Genomic DNA, 16,743 nt, shown 5'->3' on the forward strand with positions numbered 1-16,743 from the left:
GCGAGAGGTCGTACGCCGAGGAGTGATTGTGGTCGAGATCATCGAACATCTCCGGGTTGGGTGACAATCCGCTTGATGACGAGCGGAACGAGGGGAAGCGTCACGAGTAGGACCACGACAGATGCCGCCGTTCCCACGCCGAAGCTGCCGTTCACAATGGCTTCCTTGTAGATGTAGATCGTCATCGTGGTGGTCGTGGTTCCTGGACCGCCGCCGGTAAGTACGTAGATGACGTCGAAGGTTCGGAGTGCATCGACTCCTCGCAGGAATGCGGCGGTCACGAGGACAGGCACCATCAACGGCAACGTGATCTGTGTGAATGCCTTCCAGCGACCAGCGCCGTCAAGCGCGGCAGCCTCATACAGTTCCTCGGGGAGCGATTGGAGGCCCGCATAGCAGATCAAGAAGACGAACGGCGTCCACTGCGCAACTTCGAGAACGATGAGCAGCGGGATCACGCTCGACGGGGCGAACAGGTTCAGATCGAGCCCGATTCCGGCGAGCAGGTTCGCGGTCAAACCGATGTCGCCATTCAGCGTCAGCCGGAACATCAGACCCATGAGCGCCGGCGCGACCATGATCGGGAGCAGCAAGACGGTGAAGAGAGCCTTCTTGCCCGGGAACCGGCGGTTCATCGCGACAGCGAGCGCGAGACCCGTAACCAGGATGAGCGCTGTGGTCGAGACCGTGAAACCTACCGTGAACAGCAACGAGTTCCAGAACGCCGCGTCGCGGAGCACGGTGGCAAAGTTCTCGAGCCCCACGAACTCACCGTTCGGGTTCATGATCGAGCGATCCGTGAGGCTGATCCAGAGCCCGTAGACCGAAGGAACAGCGACGAAAGCGAGCAGGAATGCGAGAAGCGGCGCGCTCAGAACCCACCGCGTAATGCCGTATGGCACGCCGCGGGCGCGGGTGCCGGCCGGTCGGCCGGCACCCGCGTCGCGACGCTGCCGAATTACTGCAGCTGGTGAGAGCGTCATTGATCGAGCAGCTCCTGGAGCGAAGAGTTCGCCTTGGCAAGGGCATCATCGGAGGACTCGATGCCGACCCAGGCGGGATTGAGCGCCTCGGCAATGCTCGTCATTGCCTGGAACGTGCCGGGGAAGATCGGCGGGGCATACCCGTACTCGGCAACCTGATCGGCGATCAGGGCGAAAGATGCGTTCTTGTCGACGTTTGCCGCGAGAACCTCGGGCATCGAGGGGATGCCACCGGCCTCCGCGTACTTGGTCATCGCCTCCGGAGTGGCGAGGTAGCTGAGCCACGTCTCGGCTGCTTCCTTGTTCTCCGAGTACTTGTTCAAGGCGACGGCGAGCGAGTGCGCGTGGGTGCGGTGCGGGTCTCCGGGGATTGGTGCGACCCCGATCTTGTCGGCGATCTCGGGCGAACGCTCAGGGTCGGTCAGCTCCGCGTACGCAGCGGACCACTGAACCGCGAATGCGGTGCTTCCGCTCTGCAGTGCCGCGTTCGTCTCGGCGAATTCAGCCTGCGCTGCGTCCGGCGAGGTGTAACCCTTCGAGTAGATGTCGGCATAGACCTCGTTCACCACGCCGGCTTCCGGCGAGTCGAGCACCGCAGTGTCACCATCGGTCCACTCGCCTCCGAGACCCCAGAGCAGGTCGTTGAAGAACGTCGTGTTGAATGGCGAGGTCTTGAGCTGCAGCGCCGTGCCGTACTCGGTAGGCGACTCCGAGTTCGCCGCAGTCGAGAAGAACGCAGCTGCCGCGTGGTAGTCGTCGATATCCCACTCCTCCGGGACCTTCGGATCGAGCGCCGTACCGACGACCTGCTCAGCAACGTCACGGTATGACTGCTGCCAGCCGGGATCACTGAGAAGCTGGTCAATCAGATCGGTCCGGTAGTAGAGGAAGTGGTTGCTGATGTCCAGCGGCAGCGCGTACAACTGGTCGTCGATCGTCAGACCTGAGATCGCTGCGTCGAAGTAGTCCGCCTCATCAACCGTGACATTCGTCAGCGGCTCCAGGCCCGGTTCGAAGAAGCCGACGTTGTAGGTGGCGACGAAGTAGATATCCATCGCCGAAGACTGGGAGCCGATCTCTGTCGTCTCACGCGCGAACGTGTCGTCGCGGCTCAGGAGAACCATCTCCACTGCGATACCGTCGTCCACGCCCTGCCCGGAGTTGTAATCGTCGACGACCTCCTGCATGGCATCGCCCTCAGGCCCGGGCCAGAGCACCATCTTCACGGTGGTCGTTCCGCCACCATCATCTGCTGGGACAGTGCAACCGCTGAGCATGAGCGCTGACGCAGCGGCGCCAGCCGCTACCGCGGTGAGAGTTCGAGTTCTGTTGGGCTTCATTGCTCTCTCCTGGTGTCTGACATTGGGGGAGGGGAAGCAGGCGAGATATGACACCGACCGTGGCCGAAGTGGTCTATACCTCTGTGCCTGTCGGGGCCAGACTAGGACGCCGAGACGGCAGCGTCAATAGGCATTCCTGTCCGATACTGGCTCTTAGGTATAGACCACTGCGCGCCCTGCTGCTACCGTGGCCGTACTGCACAAGGTGGAGGAGGGAACCGCACATGGCCGGAGTCAAGGGAGACGCGCTGCGCCGAAGCTTGCGCGATCTGGTCGATGCGGCCTCGCCAGGCGACCGACTCCCGCCCGAGCGGAACCTCATCGACGACTTCGGCGTCGCGCGAGAAACGCTTCGCCGGGCAATCGACGAGCTGGTTGTCGAAGGAAGGTTGACACGACGTCACGGAGTGGGCACATTCGTCACCCGGCCCAAGATCACGCAGCAGTTTCGAGTCCAGTCGTTCACGGAGGACATGCGAGCACGCGGCATGACAAGCTCCTCCCGCGTTGTGTCGGGCCGCGTCGTGCTGGCAGGCGCTCGCATCGGGAACCTTCTGCAGATCTCACCGGGTGACAAGACTCTTGCCATTCGCAGACTTCGTCTCGCGGACGGCGAGCCGATGGCGCTCGAGACCCTCCATGTACCTGCCGCACTCGTGCCGGACCTGCACGTGGATGATCTCTCGGATCGGTCCCTCTACGAGACACTGGCGACCGACTACGGCATCGTCATCGCGAGCGGTCGGCAGACTATCGAAGCCACTGTGACCGACGCGGACGAATCACGTCTCCTGGGCGTACCGCAACTCAGCCCGGCGCTCGCCGTGGAGCGCGTGACTTGGACCGCGGACGAGACGCGCGTCGAAGCAGTTCACTCGGTCTACCGCGGCGACCGGTACCGATTCGAAGTTGACCTCATTGGGCAGTCGAAACTCCGAGCCAATAGTGGGGCACCGTGACGGGCGCACACGGCACTGACGCGGCGCCACCGTGTGAGCAGGAATCTGCCGGCCGCGTTTGATTCACGATGACGAGGCGGACGCCGACGACGGCTTCGCCCCTACCGCGTTCGCCTGATCATGATTCATCTGCTGCGTGATTCACCCACGTCGGCTGATGGCTCGCAACAGCTGACTCGACGTTGTGCGCAGCGGACGAGAAGTGCTGCCCGCCTGCCCACCCAACGCCGCCCCGGGCAGGCGGGCTCCCTCCCCACCCGACGACTGCCTTCACGGCAGCGGTGAACTTCATGAACTCGATGCTCGCGCTACGAGCGGAAGTGAGACGTCAGGTCCAGCCGCCTGGCCCGGTCGCGGAGTCGGCGCTCGGAGGATCACGCGTCGATCTCAGGTCGTCGCGCTGAGGGGGAGCTCGAGTTCCTCGGCTTTCTCAAGGCTGGTTGGCGGTCAGAAAGCTGTCGTGTTCGAGCGCGCGTGTTTCGTTGGCACGCGGGATGCGTGCGTCGGTGACCGAGATCTTTGCAGCGTTGTCGGGAAGGTGAACGGGCCGGATGTCGAGTTCTGGCTTCTCAGGCGTGCCTCGCGACGTCTGGACCTGATCGAACTGTTGCTGCGCGAGCATGATGGGCGTCGCATCTGCGGCGGCCCGGACACCATTTGGACACAACCATGTTCGCGACGCGGTGCCGGATAGTGATCGGGGACCCTGCGAGATGACGGGAATCTCGGGGAACTTGTCTGATCGCGACGTAGGAAGGCGCGTCACCACCGGGTTCAAATCCCGCCGTCTCCGCTCCATGAATGCCTGATCAGGCGATATTCCGCGTGGCCCACTTCGGGTGCACGACTCTCGAGGGTCGTCGTCGGTTTCGGCGAGTGCACAGGGCTTCGCACCCGCACATCCCGACGACTACGAAGAGGCGACCTCGCCGACAGCCGGTCGCGTGGCGCGCCGAGCTGGAAGGCCGGCGACGGCGCGCAGGGCCTGCTCACGGTGCCGAGGCGCGCTGCGGTCGGATCGCCCGGAACGCCGCGGCTGTTACGCCGTGGGACGCGGCCGCCGGGCGGCACGCGCCGCGCCGGATAGCGTCGAACGGGTCCGTGCACCGATCCGTGGAGCCGCCCGCATGACGCATCCCGCACCTTCGACCGCGACTGACGAGACCGCCGCCGTCGCGGTCGATCGCCGCACGCCTGCGATCACGTCGCTCGCGGCGGAGGCCACCGCCGTCCCGCCGAATCCCGCGTTCGCGGCGCAGGCCAACGTCGACGACGCATTCGTCGAGGCGGCCCGTCGCGACCCGATCGCCTTCTGGGCGCGCGAGGCCGAGCGCCTCGACTGGGCGACGCCGTGGCACACGACGCACGAGTGGCGGCCGACGGATGCCGCGGGGCAGGTGATCCCCGAGGCGACCTGGTTCGCGGGCGGCCGGCTCAACGCCGCGGTGAACTGCGTCGATCGCCACGTCGCGGCAGGCCACGGAGGGAAGGTCGCGTTCCACTTCGAGGGCGAGCGCGGCGATCGGCGCGCGGTGACGTACGGCGAGCTCGAGCGCGAGGTCGCGCGGGCGGCGAACGCGCTGGCGGCGCTCGGCGTGGGGAAGGGCGACCGCGTGGTGCTCTACCTCCCGGTGCTCGTCGAGACGGTCGTCGCGACGCTCGCGGTGGCGCGGCTCGGTGCCGTCCACTCCCTCGTGTTCGGCGGGTTCTCGGCCGAGGCGCTGCGGTTCCGCGTCGCGGACACCGGGGCGAAGGTCGTCGTCACGAGCGACGGGCAGTTCCGGCGCGGCGAGGCGGTCGCCGTCAAGGCCGCGGTCGACGAGGCCGTCGACGGCCTCGCGCACGTCGAGCACGTGCTCGTCGTGCGGCGGACGGGCGACGAGACCCCCGGGATCCCGTGGACCGCGGGGCGCGACGTCTGGTGGCACGATGCGGTCGACGCGGCATCCGCCCAACACGAGGCGGAGGCGTTCGACGCCGAGACGCCGCTCTTCATCATCTACACCTCGGGCACGACGGGCCGCCCGAAGGGCCTCGTCCACACGACGGGGGGCTACCTCACGCACGTCGCGAGCACGTTCCGCTCGGTGTTCGACGCGAAGCCCGACGACGTGTACTGGTGCACGGCCGACCTGGCGTGGGTCACGGCGCACAGCTACGTGCTCTACGGCCCGCTCGCGAACGGCGTGACGAGCGTGATCTTCGAGGGCACGCCGAACACGCCGCACCCCGGCCGGCACTTCGAGATCATCGAGCGCTACGGAGTCACCACGTACTACACGGCGCCCACGTTGATCCGGTCGTTCATGGGCTGGTTCCCGGGCGGCGTGCCGGGGGACCACGACCGGTCCAGCATCCGGTTGCTCGGGTCGGTCGGCGAGGCGATCAACCCGGCCGCCTGGGAGTGGTTCCGCCGCGAGGTCGGCGGCGGCACGGCCCCGATCGTCGACACGTGGTGGCAGTCCGAGACGGGCGGGGCGGTCATGGCGCCCCTGCCGGGGGTCTCGCACCTCAAGCCCGGCTCGGCGCTGCGCGCCCTGCCGGGGCTCACCGCGCGCGTCGTCGACGAGCGCGGCGACGACGTCGCTCGCGGCGAGGGCGGCTACCTCGTGATCGACGGAACATGGCCGGGCATGGCGCGCACGGTCTGGGGCGACCCCGAGCGCTACCGCGACTCGTACTGGGCGCGCTTCGCGGACCGCGGGTACTTCTTCTCGGGCGACGGCGCTCGCGTCGACGCCGACGGCGACATCTGGCTGCTCGGGAGGGTCGACGACGTGATCAACGTCTCCGGGCACCGCCTCTCGACGATCGAGATCGAGTCGGCGCTCGTCGGGCACCCCGACGTCACCGAGGCCGGCGTCGTGGGGGTGAGCGACGACCGCACCGGCGAGGCGGTCGCCGCGTTCGTCGTCAGCGACGGCGTGGTCGGGCGAAGCGACGGCAGTGCGGATGCCGCGGCGCGCGCGTCCGCACTCCGGGCGCACGTCGCGGCGGCGATCGGGCCGATCGCGAAGCCCCGCGACATCCACTTCGTCCCCGACCTGCCGAAGACCCGGTCGGGGAAGATCATGCGGCGCCTGCTCGTCGACCTCGCCGAGGGGCGTCGGCTGGGGGACACGACCTCCCTGCAGGACGCCACCGTGCCGGCACGGATCGGCGAGCTGATCGGGTACTGAGCAGCAACGGGCGCGCGCCCCGGCAGGTGGAGGGATGTCGCCGCGGGGGACTATGCTCCCCCTGTTCCACACGAAACAGGGGGAGTTGCAGAATGCGACGTTTCACGATGCCCGCAGCACTGGTCTTCGCCGGTGCGCTCGCGCTGACGGGTTGCGCGTCCGGCGGCGGCGACAGTGCCGCGACCGGGGAGGAGAGCTGTTCGTCGATCGCCGCGCAGGTGCGCGACATCTCGAACGGCGTCCAGAACAACCTCGCCGCGCCGGCCTCGGTCGAGGGTCTCCAGGAGTACCTGGGCGAGGCCTCCGAGCGGACCGACGCGCTCATCGAGGAGGCCGGTGACAGCGACGAGCTGATCGACTCGCTCGGCGGGTTCCAGACCGCGCTCAACGAGGTGTCGACCTACGCCGACGGCCTCGCCGAGGTGCCCTCCGAGGAGGACCCGTCGGCGATGACGATCGAGCAGGACCCCGACGAGCTCGCCTCGCAGCAGGCCGCGGTGCAGGAGGCGTCGGGCGCGGTGTCCGCGTCCTGCGACACCGGCTCCGAGACCGAGTCCGAGTAGGGATCCGCCGGGGCGGGGCCGCCGGATGGCCGGGGCGCGACGAGGTCGCGCCCCGGCCGTCCGCGTCCCGTCGAGCGACGTCGTACGAGCGGCGAGCGTGACGTCCGGGAGGGTGGCGGCGGCGTCATCGGATGCGGGCGCGGAACATCCGGCCCCCTACGATGGCCGGAGGCTCACCGTTGGGGGATGCATGCACAGTTGGCCCGGCTCCACGTACCCGCTCGGCGCGACGTTCGACGGGAACGGCACGAACTTCGCGCTGTTCAGCGAGGTCGCCGAGAAGGTCGAGCTCTGCCTGTTCGACAACCGGCGGCGCGAGAAGCGCGTCGAGCTCATCGACGTCGATGCGTACATCTGGCACGCCTACCTGCCGCAGGTGCAACCCGGGCAGCGCTACGGCTACCGGGTCCACGGGCCGAACGACCCGAAGCGAGGCCAGCGCTGCAACCCGAAGAAGCTGCTGCTCGACCCGTACGCGAAGGCGGTCGACGGCGAGCTGAAGTGGAACCAGTCGCTCTTCGGGTACGAGTTCGGCAAGCCGGAGAAGCGCAACGACGCCGACTCCGCGAAGAGCATGATGCTCGGCGTGGTCACGAACCCGTTCTTCGACTGGACGGGCGACCGGCACCCGCGCACTCCGTACGCCTCGACCTTCATCTACGAGGCGCACGTGAAGGGACTCACGCAGACCCTGCCCGGCGTGCCCGATGAGATTCGCGGCACCTACGCGGGAATCGGCCATCCGGCGGTCATCGACCACCTGGTGAAGCTCGGCGTGACTGCGATCGAGCTCATGCCGGTGCACCAGTTCGTCAACGACGGGACCCTGCAGGAGAAGGGCCTGTCGAACTACTGGGGCTACAACACCATCGCGTTCTTCGCCCCGCACAACGCCTACGCCTCGACGGGCCAGCGCGGCGAGCAGGTGCAGGAGTTCAAGGCCATGGTGAAGGCCCTCCACACCGCGGGCATCGAGGTGATCCTCGACGTGGTCTACAACCACACGGCCGAGGGCAACCACATGGGGCCGACGCTCTCGATGCGGGGCATCGACAACGCCGCCTACTACCGCCTCGTCGACGACGACCCGCAGTACTACATGGACTACACGGGCACGGGCAACTCGCTCAACGTCGGCCACCCGCACTCGCTGCAGTTGATCATGGACTCGCTCCGCTACTGGGTGCTCGAGATGCACGTCGACGGATTCCGGTTCGACCTCGCCTCGACGCTCGCTCGCGAGTTCTACGAGGTCGACAAGCTGTCGACCTTCTTCGAGCTCGTGCAACAGGACCCGGTCGTCTCCCAGGTCAAGCTCATCGCCGAGCCCTGGGACGTCGGCCCCGGCGGCTACCAGGTCGGCAACTTCCCGCCGCAGTGGACCGAGTGGAACGGCCAGTACCGTGACACCGTCCGCGACTTCTGGCGCGGCGAGCCGGCGACGCTCGGCGAGTTCGCGTCGCGGTTCACGGGCTCGGCCGACCTGTACGAGCACTCGGGGCGCCGGCCGGTGGCATCCATCAACTTCGTGACCGCACACGACGGCTTCACGCTGCGCGACCTCGTGTCGTACGACGAGAAGCACAACGAGGCGAACGGCGAGGACAACCGCGACGGCGAATCCCACAATCGCTCGTCCAACCTCGGCGTCGAGGGTCCGACCGACGATCCCGAGATCCTCACCCTCCGGGCCCGCCAGCAGCGCAACTTCATCGCGACGCTGCTGCTCTCGCAGGGCGTGCCGATGCTGTCGCACGGCGACGAGCTCGGGCGGACCCAGCAGGGCAACAACAACGTGTACGCGCAGGACAGTGAGCTCAGCTGGATCGACTGGGAGCACGCCGACCAGCCGCTCGTCGAGTTCACCGCCGCGGTCGCCAAGCTCCGCGCGGAGCACCCGACGTTCCGGCGCAGCCGGTTCTTCGACGGGCGGCCGGTGCGGCAGCCGGAGGGCGGCCCGGTGCCCGACATCGTCTGGCTCCGGCCGGACGGCACCGTGATGGCACCGGAGGACTGGGATGCCGGCTTCGGCAAGGCGATCGGGGTGTTCCTGAACGGCGAGGGCATCCGCGAGCGCGACCGGCGCGGCGAGCGGATCGTCGACCGGCACTTCACCATCCTGTTCAACGCGCATGACGACACGGTCGAGTTCACGATCCCCAAGCACGAGTTCTCGCCGGAGTGGGAGGTGCTCATCGACACCGCCGGCAGCCGGGCCGACAGCGCGCCGATCCAGCCGGGTGAGACGATCCCGCTCGAGCAGCGCTCGCTCGTGGTCCTCCGCCAGCACGACCCGTCGCCGGACGAGGTCGACCACTCCGTCGCCGCGTCGCTCTCGGCGATGGTCGGGGCCTCGAGGGACGGGGTGTCCGCACCGAAGGCGGAGGCGGGGAAGTGACGGATGCCGCGTGGCGGACGGAGCGCGGGCCGGAGGCTCGGGCACCGCGGTCGACGTACCGGCTCCAGATCCGCCCGTCGTTCGACCTGCACGACGCCGCATCCGCCGTCGACTACCTCGACGCGCTCGGCGTCGACTGGCTGTACCTCTCGCCGATCCTGCCGTCGCGCGGCGGCTCCGACCACGGCTACGACGTCGTCGCGCACGATCGGGTCGACCCGGCGCGCGGCGGCGAGGCGGGCCTCGCGGCGGTGGCGGATGCCGCGCACGGCGCCGGCCTCGGCGTCCTGGTCGACATCGTGCCCAACCACGTGGGCGTGGCGGACGCCGCGCAGAACGCCTGGTGGTGGAGCCTGCTGCAGCTCGGCCCCGACTCCCCGCACGCCGACGCGTTCGACGTCGACTGGGAGGTCACCGGCGGCAAGGTGCGCCTGCCGGTCCTCGGCGGCCCGCTCGAGGAGGCGGCGGCCGCCGGCGACCTGCGCGTCGAGCACGGCGAGCTGCGGTACTTCGAGCACCGGTTCCCGCTCGCGCCCGGTTCGGCCGGCGACGACGACGGCACCGAATCGGACGCGCACGACGTGCTCGCGGTGCACGAGCGACAGCACTACGAGCTCGTGCACTGGCAGCGCGCCGACGCCGAGTTGAACTACCGCCGATTCTTCGCGGTCAACGAGCTCGCCGGCGTCCGCGTCGAGCTGCCCGGTGTCTTCGACGCGACGCACGAGGCCATCGTCGGCTGGATCCGCGAGGGCCTCGTCGACGGGCTCCGCGTCGACCACCCCGACGGCCTCGCGCAGCCCGGCGCCTACCTTCGGCGACTCGCGGGCGCCACGGGCGGCGCCTACGTCGTCGTGGAGAAGATCCTCGAGGGCGATGAGCCGCTGCCGCCGCACTGGCGCACGGACGGCACGACGGGGTACGACGCGCTCGCCGACGTCGACCGCGTCCTCGTCGATCCCGCCGGGGAGGCCCCGCTCGACGCGCTCGACGCCCGGCTGCGGGCCGAGACCGGCATCCCCGGCCCGACGGACTGGCCCGAACTCATCCACGGCACGAAGCGCGGCATCGCCGACGGGATCCTGCGCAGCGAGGTGCTCCGGCTCGAGCGGATTCTCCGCGAACCACGTCCCGCGGGCGCGGCCGACGCGCTCGCCGAACTGCTCGCCTGCTTCCCCGTGTACCGGTCGTACCTGCCGGCCGGCGCCGATCACCTCGAGGCGGCCGCTCGCCTCGCGCGCGGGCATCGGCCCGACCTGGCGGCGACGATCGACGCCCTGCTGCCGGTGCTCGGCGACGCCGGCGACCCGGTCGCGGTGCGCTTCCAGCAGACGAGCGGCATGGTCATGGCGAAGGGCGTCGAGGACACGGCGTTCTACCGGTACACCCGTCTCGGCTCGCTCACCGAGGTCGGCGGCGACCCGTCGGAGTTCGCGATCTCCGTCGACCGGTTCCACGACCGGCAGGTGCGCCGGCACGCCGCCTGGCCGCACTCGATGACCACCCTCTCGACCCACGACACCAAGCGCGGGGAGGACGTCCGGGCGCGCATCGATGCGCTCGCCGAGATCCCGGAGCGGTGGTCGATCGAGCTCGACGGGCTCCGGGCGACCGCCGGGTCGACCGGTGACGGCCCGTTCGACGCGCTCCTCTGGCAGGCGGTCGTCGGGGCCTGGCCGCTCGAGCGCGAACGGGTGCACGCCTACGCCGACAAGGCGGCGCGCGAGGCATCCGTCTCGACGACCTGGACGGCGCCCGACGCCGCGTTCGAGGCGCGCATGCACGCGGTGATCGATCGGGCCTACGACGACCCCGCCGTGCGCGGACGGCTCGACGCCTTCGTCGAGTGGCTCGCACCCGCCGGCTGGTCGAACTCGCTCTCGGCGAAGCTCCTGCAGCTCACGATGCCCGGCGTCCCCGACGTGTACCAAGGCAGCGAGCTCTGGGAGACGAGCCTCGTCGACCCCGACAACCGGCGGCCCGTCGACCTGGCACTGCGACGGCGGATGCTCGCCGACCTCGACGACGCCGTGCTGCGCGGCGAGTTCCCGGCGACGGATGCCACGGGCGCCGCGAAGCTCCTCGTGACCTCGCGGGCGCTCCGCACCCGTCGGGAGCATCCCGAGTGGTTCACGCGGTACCGACCCCTCGACATCGCCGGTGAAGCGGCGCGGCACGCGGTCGCGTTCGACCGGGGCGGGGTCGTCGCCGTGGCGACGCGGCTGCCCGTGGGGCTCGCCGCGCGGGTCGGTGCCGTCCCCGGGTCGTCCGCCCCGGCGGGGGCGTGGGGCGACACGGCGGTGCTCGTCTCGGGCGGGGCGGTGGTCGACCTGCTCACCGGGCGGCGATTCGGGGGCGACGCCGACGGCGAGGAGAGGGGCGGCGAGCTCGCGCTCGCCGAGGTGCTCGCGACGTATCCGGTCGCGCTGCTCGCGCCCGCGGCATCCGCCCCCGGCGGCCCGGGATCGGATGACTCAGCGGGCCGAGGCGAGGAGGTCGCACGATGACGCTCGAGCTCTGGGCTCCGAACCCGACCCGTGTCGCGCTCCGGCGACCCGGTCGCCCGGACCTGCCGATGCGGCGCGACGAGCGGGACCGATGGCACGCCGACGTCGAGCTGGCGCCCGGCGACGAGTACGGCTTCGTGGTCGACGACGACCACCGGGCGCTGCCCGACCCGCGCTCGCTGCGGCAGCCGCTCGGCGTCCACGAGCCGAGTGCGGCGTTCGACCTCGGCGCGCACCACTGGGCGGACGCCGACTGGACCGGGCGGCAGCTCGCGGGCGGCATCGTGTACGAGCTGCACGTCGGGACCTACACCCGGGCCGGCACCCTCGACTCGGCGATCGAGCGCCTCGACCACCTCGTCGACCTCGGCATCGACTTCGTCGAGCTGCTGCCCGTCAACGCGTTCAACGGGACGCACAACTGGGGGTACGACGGCGTGCTCTGGTACGCCGTGCACGAGGGCTACGGGGGGCCCGCCGCCTACCAGCGGTTCGTCGACGCATGCCATGCGCGCGGGCTCGCGGTCATCCAGGACGTCGTCTACAACCACCTCGGGCCGAGCGGGAACTACCTGCCGAGGTTCGGCCCGTACCTGCGCACGACCGAGCGCAACACGTGGGGCGACTCGGTGAACCTCGACGAGCCCGAGGTGCGCCGGTACATCCTCGACAACGCGATGATGTGGCTGCGCGACTTCCACGTCGACGGTCTCCGGCTGGACGCCGTCCACGCGCTCCGCGATCGATCGGAGCGGCACATCCTGCGCGAGCTCTCCGAGCACGCCGATGCGCTGTCGGCGCACCTCGGGCGGCCGCTCACGCTCATCGCCGAATCCGACCTCAACGACCCGACGCTCATCATGCCGCGCGAGTCCGGCGGCTACGGCCTGACCGCGCAGTGGAGCGACGACCACCACCACGCGATGCACGTCGCGCTCACGGGCGAGACCGCGGGCTACTACGCCGACTTCGCGCCGCTCGACGCGCTCGTGAAGACGAGCACGCGCGGGTTCTTCCACGACGGGACGTACTCGTCGTTCCGGGGGCGCGACCACGGCCGTCCGATCGATGCGGCCGTGCCGACGTGGCGGCTCGTGACGTTCACCCAGGACCACGACCAGGTCGGCAACCGCGCCGCGGGCGATCGCCTCTCGCCCGAGCTCGGCGAGGCGCGTCTCGCCGTCGCCGCGGTCCTCAACCTCACGACGCCGTTCACCCCGATGCTGTTCATGGGCGAGGAGTGGGGCGCGTCGACGCCGTGGCAGTTCTTCACGTCGCATCCCGAGCCCGAGCTCGGGCGCGCGACCGCGGAGGGTCGGATCGCCGAGTTCGCGCGGATGGGATGGGACGAGTCGCTCGTGCCGGACCCGCAGGACCCCGAGACGTTCCGGCGCTCGAAGCTCGACTGGTCGGAACCCTCGGACGAGGGCGGAGCGCACGGGCGCCTGCTGGACCTGCATCGCCGCCTCCTCGCACTCCGGCGCGCGCGGCCGGAGCTCACCGATCCGGCGTTCGAGCACACGACGGCGTGGGCGGATGACGCGCTCGGGCGGTTCCGGATGGACCGCGGCGCCCCCGACGCGCCGGAGCGGGTCGTCGTGCTCGCGAACCTCGGTGCCACGGCGTGGGCGCTCGAGCTCGAGGGGCCCGTCGAGCTGCTGCTGGCGACCGACCCGGCGCTCGTCGCCGGCGGCGCCCCCGACCGCATGCTCGAGCTCCCGCCCGAGACGGCCGTGATCCTCGCCGTCGCGCACGGATCGTAGGCTGGGCGCGTGAGCATCCCGCAGCACCGTGCCGACCTGGTCCGCCAGGCGGTCGAGCGCTTCGCCGAGCTCGAGCGCGCGCTCGACGGCCTCGACGGCGTCGCGCTCCCCGGTCGCGATGAGCCGATGACGGATGCCGCTGCGCCCGAGCCGCGCGACCGTGATGCGGTCGACGTGGTCAACCACCTGCACGCCTGGCACGTCCTGCTGCTCGGCTGGCTCGCCGCCGACGCCGTCGGCGAGGCGCCTTCGTATCCGGCCGACGGCTACACGTGGCGCGACCTCGACCGGCTGAACCGCGACCTGCGCGACCGCTATCGCGGCGACGCGGACCCCACCGCCGCCCGCGAGCGGCTGCGCGCGAGCCACCTCTCCGCGCTCGCCCGCCTCGACGCGATGACCGACGCCGAGATCTTCACCGACGGCCGCGAGTGGCTCCGGGGCGCGAGCCTGGCCGAGCCCGCCCACGAGTGCCTCGGCGGGCACTACGCGTGGGCGCTCGGCGCCATCGCGGGTCCGGCCGCTCCGACGCCCGCCTGACGCGAGGCGCAGCGGGTCGGGAGCAGTCACTTCGGGAGCCGTGCGGTGTCGAGCCCGCGTACGATCAGCCAACCGGCGAGGACCAGTCCCTGCACCGCGAGTGGTGCGGTGAGCGCCAGGTAGGGCGCGCTGACCACGTCGACGACGCCCGCCAGCAGCAGGATGCTCGCGGCGATCGCCGACGCGACGCCCGCCAGGCCCCAGACGGACAGCCATGCGGGGACCATCCGCCACCGGAGGAGGAGCACGAGGAGGAGCAGGTCGCCGAGTCCCATCGTCGTGATGACCACGACGTGGTTGACGAGGTCGCGCCCGTTGCGCATGGTCTCGGCGAGGATGGCGTAGGTCTCGGCCGCCGGCGTGCCGATCGCGGCGTCGTACCCCTGGGCGAGGTCCAGGAGGAGCGACAGCATGACGACCGCGAGGAGGTGGAATCCGCACATGACCAGTCGGAATCCGACGAAGCCGACGCTGAGCGCCGGACTCGCGCGCCTCAGGATCGGATGGAGGACGAGCGCGAACCCGGCGTACGCGGCGACCATGACGACCTGGAAGAGCGCGCCCGCGATGAGCTCCCCCCGGCGCTCGGTCACCGATCCGAGGTAGTCCGGCTCCTCCAGCACGGGGACCACGCTGAGGATTCCGGCGAGGAAGGCCACCAGAACCAGGGCGCCTGCTGTCGTCGCCGCGCGGCGGTCGGGCGTCGTGCGCGTGCGCCCGACCGCTTCGGTCGCACCGCCTGGCGATGCGGCGTGCTCTCGGTCCATCTTCATTCTCCTATACAGGTGTAAGGCTGGCGTGACAGCCGCCACTATACACGTGTAAGGTCGTGAGTCCAGGGTCAGGTGGGGAGGTGCCGTGCCGGAACGACGACCGCTCACCCCGGAGCGCATCATCGCGGCCGCCGTCTCATTGGCGGACCAGGGTGGTGTCTCCGGCGTGAGCATGCGCAAGGTCGCGGACTCGCTCGGCGTCGAGGCGATGGCGCTCTACCACCACGTGCCCAACAAGGACGCGATCGTGGACGCGATCGTCGATTCGGTGTTCGCCGAGATCGAGGTCGCGCGGTCCGATTCGGACTGGCGGACCGACCTCGAGCGGGCCGGCTGGTCGACGCGCGCCGCCGTCGCACGGCACAGCTGGGTCCTCGGGCTCATCGAGTCACGAGACCACGTCGGCCCCCATCGGCTGCGCCGACACGATGCCGTGCTCGGAATCCTCCTCGATGCGGGGTGCGCTCCGATCGAGTCCGTCCTCGCGGTCTCGGCGCTCGACAGCTACGTGTACGGATTCGTCCTGCAGGAGAAGCAGCAGGCACTCGCCGAGCCTGCAGACGTCGAGCAGGCGGCCCGCCTGCTCCTCGACGAGACCGCGGATGATGTCCCCAACCTGCGTCGCGTCGCCGCCGCCGTGCTCGCGGGATCCGCCCCGAGCCAGGACGAGGCGTTCGCGCACGGGCTCCGCGTGATCCTCGACGGGCTGCCCTGCGTCCGGCCGCGCTGACCCGCGGACGGGCCTCGACCGGCCGGTCGACGCCGCTCGTCGGCGCGGATCACCCGGCCTTCGTGGAGCGACGCTTCGCCGCGGGCTTCCTGTCGGACGAGTCGGACTCGTCGGACTTCGACGAGGTCGAGCTCGATGCCGTCGCGGCCGCCTTCTTCGACGACGCGGTCTTCGATGACGACGCCTTCCCGGCATCCGCCCCGCCGCGCTTCGCGGCGATCGACTGCCGGAGCGCCTCCATCAGGTCGATGACCTCGCCGCCCTCCTCCTCGGGCTGCTCGCCGAACGTCGCTGCCGTGTCGAGGGCGTCGCCCTGCTCGAGCTTGGCCTGGATCAGCGTCCGGAGCTCCTGCTGGTACTCGTCGACGAACTGCTCGGGTTCGAAGTCGTTCGAGAGGCTCTCGATGAGCTGCTTCGACAGGTCGAGCTCCTTCGAGGTGATCTTCGCCGGCTCGTCGAGGGCGGGGAAGTTCGCCTGGCGCACCTCGTCGCTCCACAGGAGCGTCTGCACCATGAGGACGTCGCCGAACACGCGGAGTGCCGCGAGCCGCGTCTTCTGCCGCAGCGCCATCCGCACGACCGCAGTCCGATCCGTCGACTCCAGCGCCTCCCGGAGGAGCACGTAGGCCTTGTTCGACGCCGAGTCGGGCTCGAGGTAGTAGCTCCGATCGAACATGATCGGGTCGATCTGGTCGGTCGGCACGAACTCGACGACCTCGATCTCGCGGCTGCGCTCGGCCGGCAGCGACTTGAGGTCCTCGTCGGTGATGATGACCGTCCGCTCCCCGTCGTCATACGCCTTGTCGATGTGCTGGTACGGCACGATCTCGCCGTCGATCTCGCACACGCGCTGGTAGCGGATGCGTCCGCCGTCGGCGTCGTGCACCTGGTGCAGGGACACGTCGTGGTCCTCGGTGGCGCTGTACAGCTTGACGGGCACGTTGACGAGGCCGAACGTGACCGCCCCCTTCCACACGGCTCGCATGCCCCCAGTACACACCCCGCCCG

General features: G+C 70.0%; 13 protein-coding genes. 8 read left to right on the forward strand and 5 right to left on the reverse strand.

The features are described 5' to 3' along the window. Nucleotides 1-38: 38 nt before the first annotated feature. A complete protein-coding gene (locus ACFVHK_RS03460; RefSeq protein ID WP_376927595.1) occupies nucleotides 39-983 on the reverse strand; it encodes a carbohydrate ABC transporter permease in 945 nt (314 codons plus the stop codon). Beyond that, complete coding sequence (locus tag ACFVHK_RS03465; RefSeq protein ID WP_376927661.1) at nucleotides 980-2,203, reverse strand: extracellular solute-binding protein; 1,224 nt, start codon at nucleotides 2,201-2,203, stop codon at nucleotides 980-982. The genes ACFVHK_RS03460 and ACFVHK_RS03465 overlap by 4 nt, the downstream gene beginning before the upstream one ends. A gap of 344 nt (nucleotides 2,204-2,547) precedes the next feature. Between ACFVHK_RS03465 and ACFVHK_RS03470 the strand changes: the two genes are divergently transcribed. Next, the gene (locus ACFVHK_RS03470; RefSeq protein ID WP_376927596.1) at nucleotides 2,548-3,282 is read left to right on the forward strand and encodes a GntR family transcriptional regulator; all 735 of its coding nucleotides are present in this window, start codon (nucleotides 2,548-2,550) and stop codon (nucleotides 3,280-3,282) included. A gap of 430 nt (nucleotides 3,283-3,712) precedes the next feature. Here ACFVHK_RS03470 and ACFVHK_RS03475 read toward each other — a convergent pair whose 3' ends face one another. Next, entirely contained in the window at nucleotides 3,713-3,904 is a 192-nt protein-coding gene (locus tag ACFVHK_RS03475) for a hypothetical protein (RefSeq protein WP_376927597.1), read from the reverse strand. 505 nt (nucleotides 3,905-4,409) lie between these two features. On the opposite strand from ACFVHK_RS03475, the gene acs reads away from it, so the two are divergent. The 6 genes from acs (at nucleotide 4,410) to ACFVHK_RS03505 (ending at nucleotide 14,232) form a co-directional block, all read left to right on the forward strand. Next, nucleotides 4,410-6,461, forward strand: coding sequence for an acetate--CoA ligase (acs, locus tag ACFVHK_RS03480; RefSeq protein ID WP_376927598.1), 2,052 nt, complete (start codon nucleotides 4,410-4,412; stop codon nucleotides 6,459-6,461). Nucleotides 6,462-6,568: 107 nt separating this feature from the next. Then, on the forward strand, nucleotides 6,569-7,024 hold the full coding sequence (locus tag ACFVHK_RS03485) for a hypothetical protein (RefSeq protein WP_376927599.1): 456 nt from the start codon (nucleotides 6,569-6,571) through the stop codon (nucleotides 7,022-7,024). A 190-nt stretch (nucleotides 7,025-7,214) separates the two neighbouring features. Beyond that, the gene (glgX, locus tag ACFVHK_RS03490; RefSeq protein ID WP_129232908.1) at nucleotides 7,215-9,422 is read left to right on the forward strand and encodes a glycogen debranching protein GlgX; all 2,208 of its coding nucleotides are present in this window, start codon (nucleotides 7,215-7,217) and stop codon (nucleotides 9,420-9,422) included. Then, nucleotides 9,419-11,929 (forward strand): malto-oligosyltrehalose synthase, encoded by a 2,511-nt coding sequence (gene treY / locus ACFVHK_RS03495; RefSeq protein WP_376927600.1) that lies wholly within the window; start codon nucleotides 9,419-9,421, stop codon nucleotides 11,927-11,929. Before glgX ends, treY begins: the two co-directional genes overlap by 4 nt. Beyond that, complete coding sequence (gene treZ / locus ACFVHK_RS03500) at nucleotides 11,926-13,692, forward strand: malto-oligosyltrehalose trehalohydrolase (protein WP_376927601.1); 1,767 nt, start codon at nucleotides 11,926-11,928, stop codon at nucleotides 13,690-13,692. Before treY ends, treZ begins: the two co-directional genes overlap by 4 nt. 9 nt (nucleotides 13,693-13,701) lie before the next feature. Beyond that, nucleotides 13,702-14,232, forward strand: a complete 531-nt coding sequence (locus ACFVHK_RS03505; RefSeq protein WP_376927602.1) for a ClbS/DfsB family four-helix bundle protein — start codon at nucleotides 13,702-13,704, stop codon at nucleotides 14,230-14,232. A 26-nt stretch (nucleotides 14,233-14,258) separates the two neighbouring features. Here the strand turns inward: ACFVHK_RS03505 and ACFVHK_RS03510 are convergent, their stop codons facing one another. Further along, a complete protein-coding gene (locus ACFVHK_RS03510; RefSeq protein WP_376927603.1) occupies nucleotides 14,259-14,999 on the reverse strand; it encodes a DUF4386 domain-containing protein in 741 nt (246 codons plus the stop codon). Between the two features lie 91 nt (nucleotides 15,000-15,090). Here ACFVHK_RS03510 and ACFVHK_RS03515 point away from each other — a divergent pair, with 91 nt between their 5' ends. Then, nucleotides 15,091-15,735, forward strand: a complete 645-nt coding sequence (locus ACFVHK_RS03515; RefSeq protein WP_376927604.1) for a TetR/AcrR family transcriptional regulator C-terminal domain-containing protein — start codon at nucleotides 15,091-15,093, stop codon at nucleotides 15,733-15,735. Between the two features lie 49 nt (nucleotides 15,736-15,784). Here the strand turns inward: ACFVHK_RS03515 and ku are convergent, their stop codons facing one another. Further along, entirely contained in the window at nucleotides 15,785-16,720 is a 936-nt protein-coding gene (ku, locus tag ACFVHK_RS03520) for a non-homologous end joining protein Ku (RefSeq protein WP_376927605.1), read from the reverse strand. Nucleotides 16,721-16,743: the final 23 nt, after the last annotated feature.

Origin of the sequence: Agromyces binzhouensis (genome assembly GCF_042672355.1) — a bacterium.
GTDB classification, from domain to species: Bacteria; Actinomycetota; Actinomycetes; order Actinomycetales; family Microbacteriaceae; genus Agromyces; species Agromyces binzhouensis.

Excerpts from the sequence above, each read along its gene's own strand:
- ACFVHK_RS03460 (WP_376927595.1), bottom strand. The coding sequence starts at position 983 with ATGACGCTCTCACCAGCTGCAGTAATTCGGCAGCGTCGCGACGCGGGT.
- ACFVHK_RS03465 (WP_376927661.1), bottom strand. The coding sequence starts at position 2,203 with ATGGTGCTCTGGCCCGGGCCTGAGGGCGATGCCATGCAGGAGGTCGTC.
- ACFVHK_RS03470 (WP_376927596.1), top strand. The coding sequence starts at position 2,548 with ATGGCCGGAGTCAAGGGAGACGCGCTGCGCCGAAGCTTGCGCGATCTG.
- ACFVHK_RS03475 (WP_376927597.1), bottom strand. The coding sequence starts at position 3,904 with ATGCTCGCGCAGCAACAGTTCGATCAGGTCCAGACGTCGCGAGGCACG.
- acs (WP_376927598.1), top strand. The coding sequence starts at position 4,410 with ATGACGCATCCCGCACCTTCGACCGCGACTGACGAGACCGCCGCCGTC.
- ACFVHK_RS03485 (WP_376927599.1), top strand. The coding sequence starts at position 6,569 with ATGCCCGCAGCACTGGTCTTCGCCGGTGCGCTCGCGCTGACGGGTTGC.
- glgX (WP_129232908.1), top strand. The coding sequence starts at position 7,215 with ATGCACAGTTGGCCCGGCTCCACGTACCCGCTCGGCGCGACGTTCGAC.
- treZ (WP_376927601.1), top strand. The coding sequence starts at position 11,926 with ATGACGCTCGAGCTCTGGGCTCCGAACCCGACCCGTGTCGCGCTCCGG.
- ACFVHK_RS03510 (WP_376927603.1), bottom strand. The coding sequence starts at position 14,999 with ATGGACCGAGAGCACGCCGCATCGCCAGGCGGTGCGACCGAAGCGGTC.
- ku (WP_376927605.1), bottom strand. The coding sequence starts at position 16,720 with ATGCGAGCCGTGTGGAAGGGGGCGGTCACGTTCGGCCTCGTCAACGTG.